The sequence below is a fragment of the Pseudoalteromonas luteoviolacea S2607 genome (assembly GCF_001625575.1).
Lineage (GTDB): Bacteria > Pseudomonadota > Gammaproteobacteria > Enterobacterales > Alteromonadaceae > Pseudoalteromonas > Pseudoalteromonas luteoviolacea_E.
The window spans coordinates 252174-270620 of record NZ_AUXV01000001.1 but is presented as its reverse complement, the minus strand read 5'-3'; the positions used below and the strand labels follow the sequence as shown (position 1 = coordinate 270620).

Here is an 18447-nt window from a genome sequence, read left to right as displayed (position 1 = left end):
TATTTTAAATGAAATTTAGGTGAGCTGGTGGTTTGCCGGTAGGCTTTTCTAGCTTGACTTTACCTTTCTCAACATTATCCAAAAACTCATTAGGTTTATGTTGCAGGCATAGTGAACCACACATTTTTTGAGCATCAAAATTCATAGATGCTAAATGTTGCATGACTTCCCAGTACTTATCACCCAAAACAATGTCTTTAAATCTTTGCTTTGTTATGTTGCCGATGTGAAAGCGTTTATACTTCTCGTTAAACAACATCCCACAAGGCGCGATGAGGCCTGAACCGGAAATCTGAATTTGGAATGGTGCAGCATAGCATCGCTGATAACTGCGCTTACCTTCGGCATTAATCTTTGACCACTTTACACTGACTTGATAAGTTTCGTCGCTATATGACTCTGCTTCTTCCAATATGTGTTGAAGTTCAGCGTATTTTGAGTAATCAACGCCTAATTTACCATCTTCACTGTCACTTGTGTGTTTGACTACTAGATAGTCAGGACGTATCTCTTTACCTATTTTTGCCAAAGGCACAACCTGATCTGCATCTTCAGGCATAAGTACCATTTGAAGGCCAATTGTTACATCTAGGTTGTCGCGCTTCTTTATTTCGACCATATCTTTCACATTTTGGACGACACGGTGGAAGTGGCCTTCTCTCACTCCCATGATCTCAGCATATCTTTTTGGCTCACCGGCTGAGAAATTGACCCGCAAATAAGTAAGGTGGGGGAGGATACGTTCTAGCATGTCATATTTAAAGTTGAAGCCATGTGTCGCAACAGCCATAGAAATACCAAGCTCTGATCCTCTTATTACTGTGTGCTCAAAGTGCGGTGACAATGTACTTTCGCCGTCACTTACTAGAGAAATAGCCCTAACACCTAACTCTTTACAATCATCTAAAAAGTCATCAATATGTTCTCTTGTAATATCGAAGCGGTCATTTTCTTGTAATCTAGCGTAGCAAAAATGACAACCGTAGTTACACGCTCTTGTAAGGGCCATGTCTATTGTAATAGGGGCAATTCGTTTACCTCGCTTCCATTCTAGAATGCGATCATGATGCCAAGCGATTTTAGTCGCATCTAAAATATATTTATTGTCGCTTTTTGTTTGCATCTTCATACTCCTCAATTAGCACGATAACTGGGATATTACCAAGAGACTCTCGCAAGTACTTTTCAAGCTTTACTAACACTTTTTGAAGTTGGCTTTTAGGTACGAATTTTGAGAGATCGATTTGTATTGAATTAAATTTCACATCAATTAATACAGACTGACTGTTGTAAAGACTATTTCCTTCAAAATAGTCGTTTAAATGTGATTGAACAGCTTCCACCTGCTCATTTTTTGGGAGCTCTGCCCATGATCTTTGCGCTGCACATACATAACGTGGGCTATCAGGTTGCGTTGAGTCATCAAAAATCTTTTTGATCAGCGTATCTAATTGCAACAAGGTTGGGTTTTGATCTACAAATGTAATACCCGGTGACCTATTGTTATTGTGCTGTTCTAGCACTGTTTTTGCCCCGTAATAAGCTGCATCGGCAAGTAACATACCAACGACCTGCTCACAAAATAAATTTGCGTCTTGGTTGTCTAGGGTAGTTTTTGCACTCGCCACTTTGCCTTCGGCTACGCTAATCCATAGGGATTCATTATCTAGTTGACTGGTATATTCTGAACTACTTTTCACTTGGCTACCTCACTTTCCCCAAGATTACAAAGAACGCATATAGAAAGGACCAGATGTTCCCATCATTTTATCAACATCTTTGTTCAAAGACTCAATTGTTGGAGAAATGATTTCTACATTCTTTAAAATCGAGATTAAACTAACATCATCGTCATCCATGCAGTGGCTTCGACCCAAAGGTGCGAAGTAATTATCAGCACCTACACCGACTACTTTCACATTTAAACTATGCTCGTTGACGTCATATCTAAATTGCTCAAAAGCACGCATTGTAATAAACGGGATCTGTGAATAAATAATTGGTTTCATACCAGTAATTGCAAGGCCTGCTGCCATACTCATAGTTGCTTGCTCGTTGATCCCTGTATTAAAAGCGCGGTCAGGGTGGTTGTCAAAGTAACTATCTAATACAGCAAAACCCATGTCACCAGCGAGTAACACGTACTTTTCATCATTTTTAAAGTAGGGATATATTGCTTCCATTACGTGTTTTTTTGAACATAATTGATTCATTTTACGCCCCTTCTTTCGGCACATAGCCATCTTGAGTTGGACACCTGAAGTGATGCTTTGATGAGTTTTCAATTAAGCTCAACCCCTTGCCCTTGACAGTTCTGGCAAACATGACAGAAAAGCTCTGATGTTCTTGATTATAAAAGTTATTAAAGGCATCCGATATTGCTTTTTCATCATGCCCATTGATATCAAAAAATGAAGAAGGAGAGTCGACAAAAGAGCGTAAAATTACGGCTAGTTTATCGTTACTTACGCCGATATCATCAACTTTACCCATTGCTTGTAAGTCATTGGCATCAATGATAATTAATAAGTTATCGAGTTTAAAACGCAGTGCAAGTATCATTGCTTCGTAATTACTCCCTTCCTGCATTTCACCATCACCAACCATACAAATTACTTTATTGGGTTTGTTCTGTAGCTTAAAAGAGAGTGCCATGCCCACAGCAATAGGCAACCCGTGACCCAAGGAGCCTGTTGAAGCTTCAATCATGTAATCCGGGTTTTCAGTCAAGCAGCCTTTTATTGATGCTGAGGGCGTATTGAAGCCTTCGAGTTCATGGTCGGGTAAAAAGCCTAATTGATTTAGAATGATATAATAGGCGTAAGCACCATGCCCCTTACTTAAAATAAAACGATCTCTAGACTCATCGTGTGGGTTACCCGGAGTGTACTTTAAGTAGTCATTGAACATTGTTGTGAGTACTTCGACGGTCGAAAGAGCAGGAGCCAGGTGTCCTGCGCCAGTGGCACATGAAAAAGAGATTGTTTTTTGCCTAATATCATTAGCATTTAACATTATTTATTTCCTAAGTGTTTAAACCAGGCTTGTGTTGCCTCTCCAATGCTGTGCTCATTCCACACTGGAGCTGTGCGCCATTGCTCAATATTATCGAGCATGATACGCACGCCTTCTTCAAAGGATACTTCTGGTTTCCAATTCAACTTTTCAGTAATTTCAGTGATGTCAGCAAATGTACAGTCAGGTTCGCCTGGTCTTTTGGGAATATAGGTTTTTTCTCCACCTAATAATTCTGCTAAGTAATTTACACTGTATGTATTTCCGCTTCCCACATTAAATATTTGATTTTTATAGTTACTTTGGCTTGCAATATAACACGCATTGACAATGTCAGTGACAAACGTAAAGTCTCTAGTCTGCTCACCGTCCCCCACAATTGTTAGAGGCTGTTTGTTCAAAAGTTGTGCTAAAAAGACACCAAATACGGCACCATAAGCACCAGATGTTCTGTGTCTTGGACCATATACGTTAAAAAAGCGAGTTGATATCACGGGAAGGTCGTATGTTGCTGCCCAGTGCATTGCGTACTGCTCTCCCACTGTCTTGGTTAAAGCATATGGGTATTGAGGGTCTATGGGTGTATTTTCTGGTGTTGGATACTTATCAGGAATACCATAACAAGAGCTAGATGCAGCATATATAAGCTTTTTAAGCTTAGTGGATCTGCGGCTTGCTTGAAGAATATTTAAAGTACCCTGAACATTGGCATTGTGGTACTGAATAGGGTTGTTAATCGATGGTACGATATCTGCTAACGCTGCAAAATGATAAACATAATCAACATCTTCAAATAAATGTTCAACTGAAAAATCAGGTGCGCCAATATCAACATTTATGAATTCGACGTTACTATTATGGTGAGCAATATTTTCTAGCCTTCCATTAGCTAAATTGTCGAGTACGATTACTTGGTAATTCTCTTGTACGAGTTTGTCGACCATATGTGAGCCGATAAACCCAGCGCCACCAGTTACTATTGCTTTCATTATTAATTCCTAAATAAAATTATCATGCGCTTCAGGATCACGTAACCGAGCTAAGTAACGGTTTACTTCGTCCATTCGGCAATTTATTCGGCAGTTTTTGATGTCGAGTTTATTCTCAACAAACTCATAGGATTGTTTACGTTTTTCGCCCTCCCAAATTTCTTGGAAGGTGTTGTCATAAATACTGCCGTAACAAAACTCTTCTTTACCCAAGTAGGCACTACAGCCAAATACCTTTCCGTCGGTTGCAATATATGCCCAAAAGAAAGGGGTAGAGTTACATTTTTTATACGGTTGCTTGTTTGTCATGAATTTCTGCATCGTATTGGCTCTAAAAACGACATTGAACCCGTTACCATTGTACTTTTTGAGCTCTTGTTCAATGTGGTACATTTTTGTGTAATCGATGCATTCGAATTCATTAGTAATGCTAGATTTGTGCTGGGAGTAGGGTTTTATCACTAAATAGTCCAACCCTATTTCTTTGCAAATTTCAGCAAGCTTTGTTGCTTCATCCATATTTCCAGGCAATAGAACCATTTGCGCGCCTAGCGTACATTTGTAATTTTCTTTCTTACGGATTTCAATCGCTTGTCTAAGGTTATTGAGCACAGTATCAAAGTCACGAATTTTAGCTCTATGGATGTTGGCATAATTTTCAGCAGAGCCTGCATTTAAACTGACTTTTATCCAAGAGCAATGTTTCATGAGGGTTTCGATATTATGCTTTTTTAAAGGCACAAAGTTGGTCGTAAGCGCTGTATCAATACCAACAGATGAAGCATGCTCACAAATTTTGTCTAGATTGCGAAATAATAACGGTTCACCTTCTCCGGCAAACATCACACTTTTGACACCATTTTCCGCCATATTCGTTATGGTATTTTGGAGAACGTCGTAGTCCATGCCAATGTTTTTATATCCCATATAATCTAGAGCGCAAAATGTACAGCGATGATTGCATCCACCATAAGGCGAAATCTCTACATAAACAGGGTAGATTTTTTTGAGCTTCTCCCAGTTATTCTCTTGCTTACCTTCGTACCATTTCGCAACCCTAACAGGGTGTAAAATTAGCTTGTGGGAATCGATTGAATATTTGTCAGACATAGTCAGCCTCATTTTTTAGAGATATTGACAGTTTTGAATCACACAAAGAATGTACGTGCCTTACCATTTTTTGGATAAGCGTATCGTATGAAATGTCTTCAGCAATTTGTTGACTGTTTTGAATTGGCTCTGAGTGTATTGCCCTTCGTAATTCCATTGGATTTTCAAAGAGTAAGCTGTGTTTTGAATGGTCAAACTGCTCTGTGTTATTTACGCCTTTGTAAATAACAGGAATACTTTGGCAAGCAGATGATTCCATGAGACGCTGTTGGTAATAGTATTCAGGGTGTGCTAATAACGAGTACTTGGATTCATTACATACTTTGCGCAGCTCTGATTTACTTGACAAAGAACCTTTATGGAAAGGCTTTAATAATGGATATTCATCCCAGCCAGCACCATAGATTTCAAATGGTATGTCACAATTTTCAGCTGCCCACTTGAGGATTTCAACTCTGACAATTGCTGGGAATAAAAACATTTCTAAATGCTCGAGGCTCTTTATAATCCCTTTCGCAACATAGTCTTGAGCTAATTTATCTAAAGTAGCTCTATCTAAGCTACCTGAGTTAAATAATTCACCTAGCTCTTTACGCAATCCATCATTATTGGCATATCTATAAGTTGGGTCACATACAGAGAAATAATCATTACCGATAAAAACGATTTTATTTTGTTTTTCAATGTTTTGCATCACAAAGAAGTGTTGGTTATCGGTGGCGAAACTTTGCTTTGACATCTGTGACAAAGGTACACCTTTATTTACCAGTGCTAATTTAAAGTTATCGATAAGGTACAAGAAATGATCTCTTTCCCTGATTAGAAAGTTCGATTGATCATACAGACAAAGGGTCGGATCCATAAACCAAATAAAATTGAAAGTTGCATCATTTATAAGATCATTTCTGAGCCTATTAATATTGATTACAATATGAGGTTTATAGGCCTTTATTGACTGTAAACGTCTAAAATCATCCATTAATGTATATGCATTATTTATATCAAACTGAGTATCAATTCCTTGCTTTTTGAAGGACTGATTGATCAATTCATATATATTTTGAACGACTCTGCCTTTGTAGTCTGCGCTAATGTAAACACGTAAAGGCTCGTCAAAGTCAATCTTTTGACGTTTTATGTCATCTTTTAATAATTGTGTGAGCCAGAGTTTTTTATTTCTATATTCCGTTAAGTTTGCTTCAACAGCATCTTTAGTGCTATGAATTATCTCTACAGGTGGCCTTGTTCCAAGAGAGAGCAACTTGTCCACAATGTTGGACATAGGTAAGTTTATTAAATTGTTTAAGTCAGTAACTTGCTCAGGACCGTCGTAGTAACATAACTGGACTCGATTCTCATACTCATCAACATAAAGTTGCTGCTGGGCAGCTCGCTTAGCTAATTCGAAGTTTTCAAAGTATGTATCTTTGGCTATCTTATTCATAATAGTTTGAAAATTTATTGCTCTTGGAGCTTTTCTTTTAGGATTTTCATGAGCAAATGCCCAACTACGAGTTGGGTATCTTCGGCAACTTGCATATCATCAATAACGAAGTGAAAACAGAGGTCAAGAAGCGGTTTTGCAAGCCCTCCTTGAAACCCTAAAATCCCAACGGTTTTGATACCAATCGAATTGGCAGCTTCGAGGGCATTAATGATATTTTTTGAATTACCACTACCGGAAAGAACTAAAAGTAAGTCTCCTGGCTTACCCTTAACTTTTAATTGATGAGAAAAAATATTTTCATATCCGATGTCATTACCCAAGCAAGTTAGAACTGAGGAGTTTGCAGGCAGTGCTTCCACTCTCAATGCAGAACCTTGTGGGTTAATCCCAAAAGTGAAGTCATTGGCAATATGTAATGCATTTGCGGCGCTACCACCATTGCCACATATGTACAAAGTGTTTCCTGATTTTTGTAACTTTAATAGTTGTGTAGCAAAGTGTTCCAAGTCTACCGCGTCAAGCGTTCTTAATACTGTTTCTAAGCTATCAATATATTGAGATATGGCTTGTTCAGTTTTTGATGAGCGGGCTTTTATATCTCTTACTGTGCTCATGATATTCTCCAATTGACAGGTTTTGGTGTCGATGCAAGTTGTGTAAATAAAGTGGCGTCACTAACAGTGCAACTTATGACCTATCTAACGTTATCGGCCAAAGTGTTAACTTGTTTAGTATAAAAACCGCTAAACTCTGAGCTATCTTATCATTATAGCTAAAGCAAGAATTACACCATCTTATACGCTTTTTTGCTCAACGTGCTTGTTTATGTCCACCAAAGACGGGTTTGATTTTAGTGCTTCAATTAGTTCTTCATACGTAAAGGCGGTCTGATTATCAAATATCTGATAAACGGCTTTGATGGCTTTATAGTCATCTGGTTCATCGAGTGTTAGTCTAATCTGGCTCAAATCTTCTAGTGCGCTAATTGAATAAGTAGTGAGGTTTTGAAATTTAGGCATTCCTAACGTGACATGCTCTCTATCACTGTAGCTTTTTGCATTGAGGTGAGTAAGCTCTAATAATGAGAAAGGGAAGATACAACAATCTAAACCTCTAGGAAAGCCGCTATGTGGGCCAAGATTTACCATTGAATAGTGGTTTGTCATATACGTATTTATGACTTTCTCAAGTAGATCTGGATCGATTATAGGGCAATCACTAGTCAAGCGTACTACCGCGGTTGATGCAGTCGCATTATATGCTTTGCAAGCATGATAATAGCGCCCTAAAACATCATTGGTATCACCTTTAAAATATTTTATTTTCAGTGTTTTGCATAACTCAATAATAGGCTCTTCAGAACCATCATTTGTTGTCGCAATAATTATCTGTTCTTTCCACTTTTCTAGTCTTTCAAGCATGACTTGTAATACGGGCTTATCGCAAAGTGGCAGCATCACCTTTCCTGGTAGCCTAGTAGATGTCATTCGTGCTTGAATAACTATTTGTAAATTGTTCAAAGAAACCTGCTTATACGCTCGTAAAATACAGTTTTAATAATATATTAGAGGTGTAAAATATGTAAAGTCGCAATTAAGGAACAATCTAGCTCGTGACGTTTATCGTTCGTGCGTCTTCGATTATGAATACTACAGAAGGATGGAAAGTGTTCAAATATCATCCTCGTTTTAAATATATGGTTTCTGATACAGCTTTTTTCGAGAATTAATAATGCAAAATATAAATCAACTAACTATTATCGGTGTAGTTTTTGCTTGTCTTTCTCAATATATATTTTAAATTGTGCTTGGAGTGTGTGTGGATCTGTCAAATAAGCAATTTTACATCTATGGGTGCAGCCATTACGGTAGAGCACTGACAACATATTTAGTGAGTGAAGGGCTTGAGCCAAAAGCCATACTCGATAGAGCTCCAAAAATTGATTCATGGCAAGGTATAGCGTGTGAAAAATATCATGCTGAAAATGTCGACCTCTCGTTACCCGTTATTATCACAATTCTAGGGTTTGGTGAAATAGATCAAAACTTAAAGCAAGATGGATTCAGTAAAGTGATGTCAACACTCGAATCTTTTGAGTATTTTCCGGGCGCAATCAAAATATTAAATACGTGTGGTGTATTGTGGATGCAGCCTCCATACGACAGCCTTGTTGACATAGAAAGGTGTAAACAATTGGCGCCACTCTGGGCAGATGTAAAATCACGAAGTTTGTTTAAGCAGATAGTTGAACACCGAACTTCTCCTACTCGAGAAACTTACCCAATACCGGAAGAATATGAAATGTATTTCCCGACGGATATACCTAGGTTATATCAGTATGATGCGTTAAGAATACTAGATGTTGGTGCATATGATGGGGATACATTTCAAGGGTTTTACGAACGATTTGGTGATAAAATAGCAAATTATCATGCACTTGAAGTGAGTCGGGTGAATATTGCGGCATTTCAAAAGCGCTTATCAGGTTTGCCAAAACAACCAAAAAACATCACGATTGATCGAAAAGCAGTAGGGTTGCCTTCTGGTGACCGGTTGCGAATAGAGGAAAATCAATCTGCCACGTTGGTACATGTGGTGAAAGAAGCGGAAGATGTGGCACCAGAAGAGTTAGTAGAGGGTAGTTGCTTAGGCGAGCAAATGTTGGCCTGTCAGTGCAACATTTTGAAAATGGATATTGAAGGGGCTGATTTTGATGCTTTGTTGCAGGCGCGTGAATACATTAGCGCTTACCAGCCCACTTTAGCCCTGTCGTTATACCATCGTCCCCAAGATCTTTGGGCGATACCTCAGTTTATAAATAAGTGTGCCCCTGATAGGTATGACTTTTATATACGTCAAGAAGGTCATTGGTTGTTAGAAACACAGTTTTACGCAGTACCTAAAATAAATTAGATCAAGCGCCGAATGTAAGAATTTTTTGGCACGCCAAAAGTGAGAGAAAGATGAAGTTTAAAAAGTCATTTGAGATAAACAACCGCCAAGTTGGTCATGACTTTCCAAGTTATATTATTGCTGAAATGTCGGCTAATCACGGCCAGTCATTAACTAAAGCAAAAGAATTAGTACACGCTGCTAAAGAAGCCGGCGCAGACGCTATAAAGTTGCAAACTTACACAGCAGACACCCTTACTATGGACTGCAAGCTCCCGCATTTTGAAGCGACAGGGCCTTGGAAAGGACAGTATCTCCATGACTTATATAAAGGCGCTTATATGCCTTGGGATTTTCACGCGGAGCTGTTTGAGCTTTCAGCCAAGATAGGGTTGACGTGTTTTTCATCGCCATTTGATAAATCGGCTGTGGATTTATTGCAGCAGTTTGATGCACCTGCCTATAAAATTGCGTCTCCAGAGTTGATAGATCATCAGCTAATTAGAGATGTAGCCGCAACGAAAAAACCCGTTATTATGTCAACAGGGGGCGCGACTCTGATTGAAATTGCCGACGCAGTTAAAGTAGCGCATGATGCGGGCGTCGAAGAGCTGGCATTAATGAAATGCACTAGCACCTATCCTGCACCCGCTGAGTCGATTAATTTGCGAACAATACCGCATATGAGAGAGGCATTTGGTTGTCCTGTGGGGCTTTCGGACCACACATTGGGCAACGATGTCCCTTTGGCATCAGTTGCTGTTGGTGCCTGTATGATTGAAAAACATTTTGTCTTAGATAAAAAAGATAATACCGCAGATAGCTTTTTTTCAATGACGCCTAAAGAATTAGAGGCATTGGTTCATGGAGTGCGTCAAATTGAAAAAGCAATGGGTACGGTCCATTACCCTACAGAACCCTCAAAAGCGCGCAGATGTGTCTATGTAATAAAAGATATTCAAGCAAATGAGGTGCTGACTGCCGCGCACTTGAGGCAAATGAGGCCTGGCGGTGGAGAAATTATGCCGAAGGAGCTACCAAGGCTTGTCGGTAGACGCGTAAACAAGCCGTTGAAGTGTGGCACGCAACTAAGCTGGGAGGATTTACAATAATGGCTAGCAAAGAAGCGTTATTGACGTATATTCAGCAATTTCTAGAAGAACGAGGAGTCATTCTCACATTCGCGGAACTCGAAAAATATAATTTTGTTGCCGAAGGTGCACTGGACTCTTTCGAAATACTGACACTAACAATGGGCATTGAAGCACACTTTTCTCTTCCTGTCGCGCCGGCGCTGCTGCTAGATGAACGCAACGGTGTTGTAGGCAACTTGGTAACCGCTCTTTTGGAGCAGGCATGATTGTTTTTCGCGTTGATACTCGATGCGGGCTAGGACACTTTATGCGTATGAAGTGGTTAGCGTGTGAGCTAGAAAAGCAAAATCAGAAAACGCTATTCTTAGTCGATGACTGTGAAATTCCCAGAGCTTTTGCGCGCCCTTTACAGGCAGAGTTGGTGACGGTACCTCGCTTTTCTGATAGTGAGCAAGACGCGACTTGGTGTAAAAAGTATCTGTTATCACTAGAAGGTGCAATTACATGGGTGGTGGTAGATGGCTATGAACTTGATAGCCTATGGGAGTCTATTGTTCTTGAGCTCGATATCAAACTGTTAAGTGTTGATGATTTAGAGCGCAAGCATTTAGGAGATGGTGTGCTAGATATGAAATGGTTAGGGGCTGAGACTGAATCTCGCTACTTGCATTTAATTGACACTAAGGCACACCGCTTATTAGGCCCTCAATATGCCATTCTTGCACCAGAGTATGTATCTGCAGCGCAACAACAGAATACGCTAAAGCGAGAGAATAATATAACTTTTGCTTTGGGGGGCGGGGGTAACTGGCATCTACTTGAAGCGGTGATAAAGCAACTGTGCGCTCAAGCTTTGCAAATTCAATTGGTTTTTGGCCCAAAAGCAACTGGCACTGAAAATTTGTTGTTACTCAGTGAGCAAAACGAAAATCTTAAAATATTAAATGCCCCATCGAGTTTGGCTAAGTGTTATGGCCAAACTGGTTTGTTTGTTGGTGCACTAGGCACTTCACTTTATGAATTAGCGGCAACAAAAACACCGTCGCTCACATTTTCATTGGCTCAAAATCAAGAAAACAGAACTGAAGATTTAGAAGCGCTCGGCCATTACTTTCATATATCAGATCTGTTATCGCTTCCTGTTGAAAAAGTTGTCCGCTTGATCATGACATTGTATAAGCATCGCGCTGAGATTGAAGCATTGAGGCAATCCCCAAAAGTTCAAGTGGATGGAAGAGGTGCAAAAAGGGTCGCAGACTATCTGCTGAATAACAAATCTGACCTTTTAGTAAATGAATTGGGCACTTCGAGTGTGTTGGGCGAAGTTGTCACAGAGATATCTTCATCCATTTCAGTGAGGCAGATTTGCAATGAGGATGTGAACAGCTACTTAAATGCAAGAAATCGTGATGAGAATATGTGGCGCATGACGGTAACAGACAAAATAAGCAAAGTGGACCACTATAATTGGTGGTTTAACAATGCACGTCAATCTTATGTATTGGAGCAAAATGGTAAAGCGCTTATTTACGTCTGGCATCAAGTATGTGAACACGAGGGCCAAGATTATTTATATGGTGGCTGGTTTGCTGCCTGTGATGATGTGAATTTTGCACATGCACAAATCGTGTTGGATTGGCAACTAAATTACTGTGCCAAGCTGCACCCGGATGGGATTTGGCTAGCTGTGATTAATAAGGACAATCGATTTGTGAATTTACTTAACCAAAAAGAAGGATTTACTGGTTTAATTGAAGGCTCCAAAGAGTATGCACTGACACAACAAATTTTTGCACAGGCGGATGCGTCAGCGTTTAACTTTGTTGGCAAATTTCCCAATTAAAGAGAGCGGTATGGACAGCATCTATTCAATATTTAAAAGCAATGTAGAAGCGCACCCTGAAAAAACAGCGGTGGTATTTAAGCATACATTTTTAAGCTATCGTGCGCTAGATGAGCAGGTAACGTGTGTGGTGGCGTATTTTCAACATATAGGACTGCAGTCAGGCCATCGTGTTGCGCTGTTTGCTCCCAATGGCATTGAGTATCCTGTAGTGCTATTGGCGATAGCAAGAATGGGACTTGCAGTCGTGCCACTTCCTATCAGCTTAAAAGGTGCCGCACTTGAGGTTGCTTTGAAAAAAACGCCCGTTGCTGCTGTGATAGCATGGCCATCGATTAGCCGATTGTTACTCGATAAAGGGCTTGTGGATCAACAAAAATTAGTCAGCTTTGAAAAAAGAGTTGCTGGCGAGATTACTTGGGCTGATGTGTTGTCTGGGACTTATGAAAGCTTGAACAAAAGTACATTACCTACACAAGAACCTGAACCTGACGTTCATGCGCCGTACATATTAACAATGACTTCAGGCTCAACGGGCATGCCAAAGCCTATCGTATTAAGTCAGCACTGCAAAATAATGCGAGCAAAAGAAGCGACCGAAAAATATTATCAATTAGATCAGAATGATAAAGTGTTGGTTGCCACGCCACTTTATCACTCATTAGCACAGCGCGGCGTACTAATGCCTCTGTTATTGGGGGCAACGACTGTGATCATGCCTAAGTTTGCGCTTCAAGGCTGGTTAGATGCCATAGAGACACACAAAGTTTCTTTTTTATTTGCCGTTTCTGCGCAGCTGGAAAGCTTTCTCGCATACCAAGGGGAAGATTATAACCTGAGCTCGCTGAGATGTGTCGTGTCATCTTCTGCGGTATTGAATGCCGATTCAAAGCAGGCCTTGCTCGACAAGCTACATTGTGCATTTCACGAGTGTTATGGTGCATCGGAAGTGGGTGTTGTAACTGATTTTTGTGTCTCAGATATGCCAGAAAAAAACGGTAGTGTTGGTGCGCCATTACCATTTGTTGAGGTGAAGATCACTGATGAGCAGCGTGAATTAGTAGCTGCTGGCGAAGTTGGTGAAATTGCCTGCAAAACGATAACTGGTTTCAGCGGATATCATAAATTACCAGAGGTCACTGAGGCTGCATATGATCAGAGTGACTACTTTTATACGGGTGATTTAGGCTATTTGGATGATCAAGGTTATTTGTATTATGTGGGCCGCAAAAAGGAAGTTATTTCAAGCGGCGGGATTAATATTTTCCCTCAAGACATAGAAGCAGTCATAAAGCGCCACCCGGACATTACAGATTGCGTAGCTTTTGGTTGCCACGACCAGCAACTTGGTGAGGTAATAAAAGTAGTTTATGAACAACGAGGAGAGGAAGATTTAGACAGATCACTACGAATGATGTGTTTACAAGAATTAACCGACTACCAGCAGCCAAGGCAGCTAACTCGATTACCTGAACTGCCTCGTAATCAAATGGGTAAAGTGTTGAGAAATGATGTGAAACTACAAAATCAGTAGTAGGGTAGGTGAAGGTATCTGAACTTCACCTACCATGAGCACTATAAGTTTTCCCACTGGCCGGTTTTGCTAGAGCGTGTAGCCGCTTCGAATAACGCTAAGCCATCTTTTGCCTGCGAAAAGCCAAATACATATTCATTACTTACAGGTTGCGCATTTAGGTAGCTCGATAACGCATCGTGAATATCGGTATAGAGGTTCGCGAATGCCTCGACAAACCCTGTAGGGTGGCCTGGTTTCATGCGGTTATATCTAAATTGGTGAGCGTATTGGCATTGGCCTGCTCTATCTAAAATTTCTCTGCGTCCATCGTTGTAATTTAACTCAAGCTCGTCAGGGTTTAATTGATACCAATGCGCACTACCTTCAGTGCCATAAATACGTACTCTTAAGCCATTACGGTGACCTATAGCTGTTTTCGACATCCACATACTACCAGTCACATTCTGAGGATACTTAAGTAGCATTTGCACATCATCAACCAATTCAGTGTACTCTGAATGTGTAGCGAATAAAGCACTTGTTTGGAGTGGTTCGAGATCAAGCAAGTAACTCGAAAGGTGATGTAAGTGCACACCGAGATCCAAGCAAATGGTCGGCACGGCATAGTCTTTTAAACGCCAAGATTGTGGTGGAGCAGCCTTGCCGGCTATTTCGGGAGGGCGTTTAAACCCCTCTTGTGGCATTTCTAGATGAATTTTTTGAATACGTCCTAGCTTATTGCTCTTTATAAGATTTCTAAGCTCTCTAACCATGGCATAGCCAGAGTAGTTAAATGTCACCGCTAGAAAGTGTTTTTCTGGGTTATACGCTTTTTCTAATTGCGCAATCTCCGTGCTGCCACATACTAAAGACTTTTCACAAATCGTAGGTACATTTAGTTGCAGAAGTGTCTCAAGCACTTCAAGGTGATGTGGGGTCGGCGTGAGCACGACAACTGCATCAATGTTATCTCGCTCATATGAGAGCATCTCGCGCCAATCTGAGTAAGTATGCTCAGCTGCTATGCCCCATTGTTGCGCAGTGGCTACATTGCAGTCTTCGTGGCGGCTAAATGCGCCAGCAACGACTTTAAACCTGTTGTCTAATTGTGCCGCTGAAAAGTGGACATATCCTACTGCCGAATTGGCACCACCGCCGATAAATGCAAGTTTTAAACACTGTGTTGACATGCATACATTCCTATTGGCTTTGCGCCTTCAATGTTGTGAGTGTTTCAATTAATGTTGTTGCTACGTAGTCTTGGTCAGTTTCCGATAATTCGGGGAACAAGGGGAGGGTCACCGCACTGTGGTAATAGTCTTCAGCGCCTTGACAGTGCCCAGGTTTAAAACCAAGAGATTGATAGTAAGGTTGCAGATATATGGGAATATAATGAACATGACAGAAAATCCCTTGGGCGCGCAATGTCTCTACAAGGCGCTTATGTAATTCGGGGTTAGTGCTTGAAATCCTGATTACATATAAGTGATAAGCGTTATAGACACCTTCATGTTGCCTTAATGGGGTGATATCTTCGCTCTGCGTAAATAGCTGGTCGTAGTTCTGAGCAAGTTGGTTGCGCTTTTCTACAAACTCATCTAGGCGCTGCACTTGCTGAGTGCCAAGCGCAGCATGTAAATCCGTCATTCTATAGTTAAAGCCAAGGGCTTGTTGCTCATAGTACCAAGGACCATCAGCTTCATTATGTAACAGCCCTTGCTCAGCTGTAATTCCATGACTTCTGTACATTTTAAGCTTGGCGTTGATGGCAGAGTCATTGGTAAGCGCCATTCCACCTTCAGCCGATGTGATGATTTTCACAGGGTGAAAGCTAAAGATGCAAATATCTGAATATCTACAGCTACCCACGGGGTCATTGAGGTACTTTCCCCCAACAGCATGTGAGGCATCTTCAATGATTTTGAAACCATATTCTTGAGCCAGTGTGCTGATAGACTTCATATCGCAAGATTGGCCTGCAAAATGAACAGGAATAAGCACTTTTGGCAATGTATTGGTTTGCTTTGCGTGTGCAAGCTTTAACGTCAATGCGTCTACAGATAAATTGCCTGTTGTCGGGTCGATATCGACAAAGTCAATTTTCGCTCCGCAGTACAAAGCGCAATTAGAAGAAGCGACAAATGAGTTTGGTGACGTCCAGACAATGTCATTGTGGGTAACACCCAATGCCAAACAGGCAACATGTAAAGCCGATGTGGCACTGTTTGTTGCTGTACCGTATTGAACTTGGCAGTATTGCGTGACCGCATTTTCGAACTCGGGTACTTTTGGCCCCTGAGTCAGCCATGGTGAGTTCAATACTTCAACAACAGCATCGATATCTTGTTGCGAGATTACCTGCTTGCCATAGGGGATCATAGCAGAGCCTGCTTGTTAAATTCGATAATTTCATCCACGGACAGGTATACAGGGTTGGTAAGTGAGTTATATTCAGAACCAGGCTTAACAGCGCGCCCTTTCTCATTCAATGCATTAGAATCAAAGTCATTGGTTCGACTACTGAACTTTATGCCTGGTGCGATAACAAAGTGATCTTTGAACTCGTAAGTGTCGAATGACAAATCTTCTGGGCACATGACCTCATGTAGTTTTTCACCGGGGCGAATACCAATAATTTTCTGCTCTAGGCCTGGCGCCATAGCTGTGGCGAGATCCGTGATTTTGATAGATGGTATCTTGGGAACGAAAATCTCTCCACCGAGCATTCTTTCGAAGTTCTTTAATACGAAATCGACGCCCTGCTGGAGACTAATCCAAAAGCGTGTCATGTCTGGGTGTGTAATGGGAATATGTCCCACATTCTCATCGATGAATTTTTGGAATACCGGTACAACAGAGCCGCGTGAACATACTACGTTGCCGTATCTAACAACAGAAAACAGTGTTCTGTGGCCCCCGGCAATATTATTAGCTGCAACGAATAGTTTATCTGATGCAAGTTTTGTGGCGCCGTAGAGGTTAATTGGATTTGCAGCTTTATCTGTTGAAAGGGCGATGACTTTATCAACATCACAATCCAATGCTGCTTCGATCACATTTTCAGCACCGTTAATGTTGGTTTTTATACATTCCATAGGATTGTATTCAGCGGCAGGGACTTGCTTTAAGGCAGCGGCATGGATGACATAATCTACCCCCTGCATTGCTCGTCTTAGTCTTTCTCTGTCGCGTACATCGCCAATGAAGTAGCGCATACAAGGCTGATTGAAAACTTGCTGCATTTCGAATTGTTTTAGCTCATCGCGTGAAAAAACAATAATCTTTTTAGGGCGATACCTTTCAAGTAACGTTTTGACATATTTCTTACCAAAAGAGCCAGTTCCGCCAGTGATTAGGATCGTTTTATTATCAAACATATTTTACCCATCTAAAGGTGCAATCATTTCTTTACACTGTAGAAAAAAGTATTAGGTAAAGAGTTTGCATCAGCACCCTAAAAAAAAGTGATTACTCAATACTTTATATCACTTTTTCAAATTTTGCAGTATTTAAACAGACGTCATGGGTTAATTTATCGTAATAGATGACTTTTTGAGCGAGTAGGCGTAGACTAAGGGTACGAGCACTAGACTGGAGAGTGTGATGCAAATTAATTCGCCAAGTAATTCTTTTTTTAACCGTACAGAACAAACCAACAATAAATTGAACCAACAGTTGGCGACGGGTAAAAAGGTGAACTCAGCAGCTGACGACGCTGCGGCGCTTCAAATTATTAACCGACTGACATCTCAACAAGACGGTTTAAATCAGTCTGTAAGAAACGCCTATGATGGAATTTCTTACTCTCAAACTGCTGATTCCGCACTGTCAGGTGTTAACGATGCGGTTGGCCGTATTAGAGAGCTCTCTATTCAAGCTGGAAACGGTGCATTGTCTGATAGTGATAGACAAGCGTTGCAAGATGAAGTATCCCAACTTCAATCGCAAATCACCGAAACGTTTGAAAATACAACATTTGGTGGTGACCCTTTATTTGATGGTCAACAGACTAGCTTTCAGGTTGGTCCTGATGCAAATACTACGCAAAGCTTTACGCCAACGGACGGTACGGTTGCAGCAGGTATACTAAGTGTTGACGTATCGACGCAGGCTGGCGCTCAGGCGGCAATCACGGCAGCTGATCAAGTTTCAAAAGATGTTAACTCTCAAAGAGCACAACTTGGTGCATTTGAAAATACGTTGGACAGCACGATTAGAGGTCTTGGTAATCAAAGCGACAGAATTGCTGAAAGCCAAAGTCGAATCGCTGATACGGATTTTGCGCAAGCAACGGCAGAAAAAACAGCAAATGATATTTTGTCGCAAACGTCAATTGCACTTAGAGGTCAAGCAAACCAGTCTGCTTCGTCCGTTTTGAGCCTTTTGCAGTAAAAATTAATGCTTTTGTATTGATACAAAACATACTGAGTGGCATTTATTTGGCGTTTATGTCAATAAATCGCCACTTAGGTATTGCATCCCTTACATACTCCCTTACAATCTCTCCTATAGACTTATAAAAACACTTGGATCCAGTCCAA

Annotated in this window: 18 protein-coding genes; 6 read left to right on the top strand and 12 right to left on the bottom strand. The window is 40.8% G+C overall.

Annotation, left to right across the window (positions count from 1 at the left end; genetic code table 11):
* Positions 1-4 precede the first annotated feature (4 nt).
* The 9 genes from N480_RS01290 to N480_RS01250 form a co-directional block, all read right to left on the bottom strand.
* The gene (locus tag N480_RS01290) at positions 5-1123 is read right to left on the bottom strand and encodes a radical SAM protein (protein WP_063370722.1); all 1119 of its coding nucleotides are present in this window, start codon (positions 1121-1123) and stop codon (positions 5-7) included.
* Positions 1101-1700: a hypothetical protein gene (locus tag N480_RS01285; protein WP_063370721.1), complete on the bottom strand. Its 600-nt coding sequence runs from the start codon at positions 1698-1700 to the stop codon at positions 1101-1103. The genes N480_RS01290 and N480_RS01285 overlap by 23 nt, the downstream gene beginning before the upstream one ends.
* 24 nt (positions 1701-1724) lie before the next feature.
* Positions 1725-2213, bottom strand: coding sequence for a hypothetical protein (locus N480_RS01280; RefSeq protein ID WP_063370720.1), 489 nt, complete (start codon positions 2211-2213; stop codon positions 1725-1727).
* Position 2214: 1 nt separating this feature from the next.
* The gene (locus N480_RS01275) at positions 2215-3015 is read right to left on the bottom strand and encodes a transketolase (RefSeq protein ID WP_063370719.1); all 801 of its coding nucleotides are present in this window, start codon (positions 3013-3015) and stop codon (positions 2215-2217) included.
* Positions 3015-4004: an SDR family oxidoreductase gene (locus N480_RS01270; protein WP_063370718.1), complete on the bottom strand. Its 990-nt coding sequence runs from the start codon at positions 4002-4004 to the stop codon at positions 3015-3017. Before N480_RS01270 ends, N480_RS01275 begins: the two co-directional genes overlap by 1 nt.
* 9 nt (positions 4005-4013) lie before the next feature.
* Positions 4014-5114 carry a radical SAM protein gene (locus N480_RS01265; protein ID WP_063370717.1) on the bottom strand — a complete coding sequence of 367 codons (1101 nt, stop codon included), beginning with the start codon at positions 5112-5114 and terminating at the stop codon, positions 4014-4016.
* On the bottom strand, positions 5107-6558 hold the full coding sequence (locus N480_RS01260; RefSeq protein WP_063370716.1) for a glycosyltransferase family protein: 1452 nt from the start codon (positions 6556-6558) through the stop codon (positions 5107-5109). The genes N480_RS01265 and N480_RS01260 overlap by 8 nt, the downstream gene beginning before the upstream one ends.
* 14 nt (positions 6559-6572) lie before the next feature.
* Complete coding sequence (locus N480_RS01255; RefSeq protein ID WP_063370715.1) at positions 6573-7175, bottom strand: SIS domain-containing protein; 603 nt, start codon at positions 7173-7175, stop codon at positions 6573-6575.
* A 180-nt stretch (positions 7176-7355) separates the two neighbouring features.
* Positions 7356-8081: a cytidylyltransferase domain-containing protein gene (locus N480_RS01250; RefSeq protein WP_081231706.1), complete on the bottom strand. Its 726-nt coding sequence runs from the start codon at positions 8079-8081 to the stop codon at positions 7356-7358.
* A 298-nt stretch (positions 8082-8379) separates the two neighbouring features.
* On the opposite strand from N480_RS01250, the gene N480_RS01245 reads away from it, so the two are divergent.
* Genes N480_RS01245 through N480_RS01225 form a run of 5 tightly spaced genes read left to right on the top strand, consistent with a single transcriptional unit; the run spans position 8380 to position 13924 of the window.
* Positions 8380-9474 (top strand): FkbM family methyltransferase, encoded by a 1095-nt coding sequence (locus tag N480_RS01245; protein WP_063370714.1) that lies wholly within the window; start codon positions 8380-8382, stop codon positions 9472-9474.
* Positions 9475-9524: 50 nt separating this feature from the next.
* Entirely contained in the window at positions 9525-10565 is a 1041-nt protein-coding gene (gene pseI / locus N480_RS01240; protein ID WP_063370713.1) for a pseudaminic acid synthase, read from the top strand.
* Complete coding sequence (locus tag N480_RS01235) at positions 10565-10813, top strand: hypothetical protein (protein WP_063370712.1); 249 nt, start codon at positions 10565-10567, stop codon at positions 10811-10813. The genes pseI and N480_RS01235 overlap by 1 nt, the downstream gene beginning before the upstream one ends.
* The gene (locus N480_RS01230; protein ID WP_063370711.1) at positions 10810-12390 is read left to right on the top strand and encodes a hypothetical protein; all 1581 of its coding nucleotides are present in this window, start codon (positions 10810-10812) and stop codon (positions 12388-12390) included. Before N480_RS01235 ends, N480_RS01230 begins: the two co-directional genes overlap by 4 nt.
* Before the next feature lie 10 nt (positions 12391-12400).
* Positions 12401-13924 carry a class I adenylate-forming enzyme family protein gene (locus N480_RS01225; protein WP_063370763.1) on the top strand — a complete coding sequence of 508 codons (1524 nt, stop codon included), beginning with the start codon at positions 12401-12403 and terminating at the stop codon, positions 13922-13924.
* Positions 13925-13965: 41 nt separating this feature from the next.
* On the opposite strand, the gene N480_RS01220 is transcribed toward N480_RS01225, so the two are convergent.
* From N480_RS01220 to pseB, 3 genes are read right to left on the bottom strand one after another with little or no spacing between them, the layout of a single operon-like run.
* Complete coding sequence (locus N480_RS01220; protein ID WP_063370710.1) at positions 13966-15096, bottom strand: Gfo/Idh/MocA family protein; 1131 nt, start codon at positions 15094-15096, stop codon at positions 13966-13968.
* 10 nt (positions 15097-15106) lie between these two features.
* Positions 15107-16285 (bottom strand): UDP-4-amino-4,6-dideoxy-N-acetyl-beta-L-altrosamine transaminase, encoded by a 1179-nt coding sequence (pseC, locus tag N480_RS01215; RefSeq protein WP_063370709.1) that lies wholly within the window; start codon positions 16283-16285, stop codon positions 15107-15109.
* Positions 16282-17283 carry a UDP-N-acetylglucosamine 4,6-dehydratase (inverting) gene (gene pseB, locus N480_RS01210; RefSeq protein WP_063370708.1) on the bottom strand — a complete coding sequence of 334 codons (1002 nt, stop codon included), beginning with the start codon at positions 17281-17283 and terminating at the stop codon, positions 16282-16284. The genes pseC and pseB overlap by 4 nt, the downstream gene beginning before the upstream one ends.
* 226 nt (positions 17284-17509) lie before the next feature.
* On the opposite strand from pseB, the gene N480_RS01205 reads away from it, so the two are divergent.
* Positions 17510-18298 (top strand): flagellin, encoded by a 789-nt coding sequence (locus tag N480_RS01205; protein ID WP_063370707.1) that lies wholly within the window; start codon positions 17510-17512, stop codon positions 18296-18298.
* Positions 18299-18447 lie beyond the last annotated feature (149 nt).

What these genes read in the sequence shown, in the direction of transcription:
- N480_RS01275 (WP_063370719.1), bottom strand. Translation starts at nt 3,015, where the DNA reads ATGTTAAATGCTAATGATATTAGGCAAAAAACAATCTCTTTTTCATGT.
- N480_RS01260 (WP_063370716.1), bottom strand. Translation starts at nt 6,558, where the DNA reads ATGAATAAGATAGCCAAAGATACATACTTTGAAAACTTCGAATTAGCT.
- N480_RS01290 (WP_063370722.1), bottom strand. Translation starts at nt 1,123, where the DNA reads ATGCAAACAAAAAGCGACAATAAATATATTTTAGATGCGACTAAAATC.
- pseC (WP_063370709.1), bottom strand. Translation starts at nt 16,285, where the DNA reads ATGATCCCCTATGGCAAGCAGGTAATCTCGCAACAAGATATCGATGCT.
- N480_RS01220 (WP_063370710.1), bottom strand. Translation starts at nt 15,096, where the DNA reads ATGTCAACACAGTGTTTAAAACTTGCATTTATCGGCGGTGGTGCCAAT.
- N480_RS01235 (WP_063370712.1), top strand. Translation starts at nt 10,565, where the DNA reads ATGGCTAGCAAAGAAGCGTTATTGACGTATATTCAGCAATTTCTAGAA.
- N480_RS01205 (WP_063370707.1), top strand. Translation starts at nt 17,510, where the DNA reads ATGCAAATTAATTCGCCAAGTAATTCTTTTTTTAACCGTACAGAACAA.
- N480_RS01230 (WP_063370711.1), top strand. Translation starts at nt 10,810, where the DNA reads ATGATTGTTTTTCGCGTTGATACTCGATGCGGGCTAGGACACTTTATG.
- N480_RS01225 (WP_063370763.1), top strand. Translation starts at nt 12,401, where the DNA reads ATGGACAGCATCTATTCAATATTTAAAAGCAATGTAGAAGCGCACCCT.
- pseI (WP_063370713.1), top strand. Translation starts at nt 9,525, where the DNA reads ATGAAGTTTAAAAAGTCATTTGAGATAAACAACCGCCAAGTTGGTCAT.
- N480_RS01255 (WP_063370715.1), bottom strand. Translation starts at nt 7,175, where the DNA reads ATGAGCACAGTAAGAGATATAAAAGCCCGCTCATCAAAAACTGAACAA.
- N480_RS01270 (WP_063370718.1), bottom strand. Translation starts at nt 4,004, where the DNA reads ATGAAAGCAATAGTAACTGGTGGCGCTGGGTTTATCGGCTCACATATG.
- N480_RS01265 (WP_063370717.1), bottom strand. Translation starts at nt 5,114, where the DNA reads ATGTCTGACAAATATTCAATCGATTCCCACAAGCTAATTTTACACCCT.
- pseB (WP_063370708.1), bottom strand. Translation starts at nt 17,283, where the DNA reads ATGTTTGATAATAAAACGATCCTAATCACTGGCGGAACTGGCTCTTTT.
- N480_RS01280 (WP_063370720.1), bottom strand. Translation starts at nt 2,213, where the DNA reads ATGAATCAATTATGTTCAAAAAAACACGTAATGGAAGCAATATATCCC.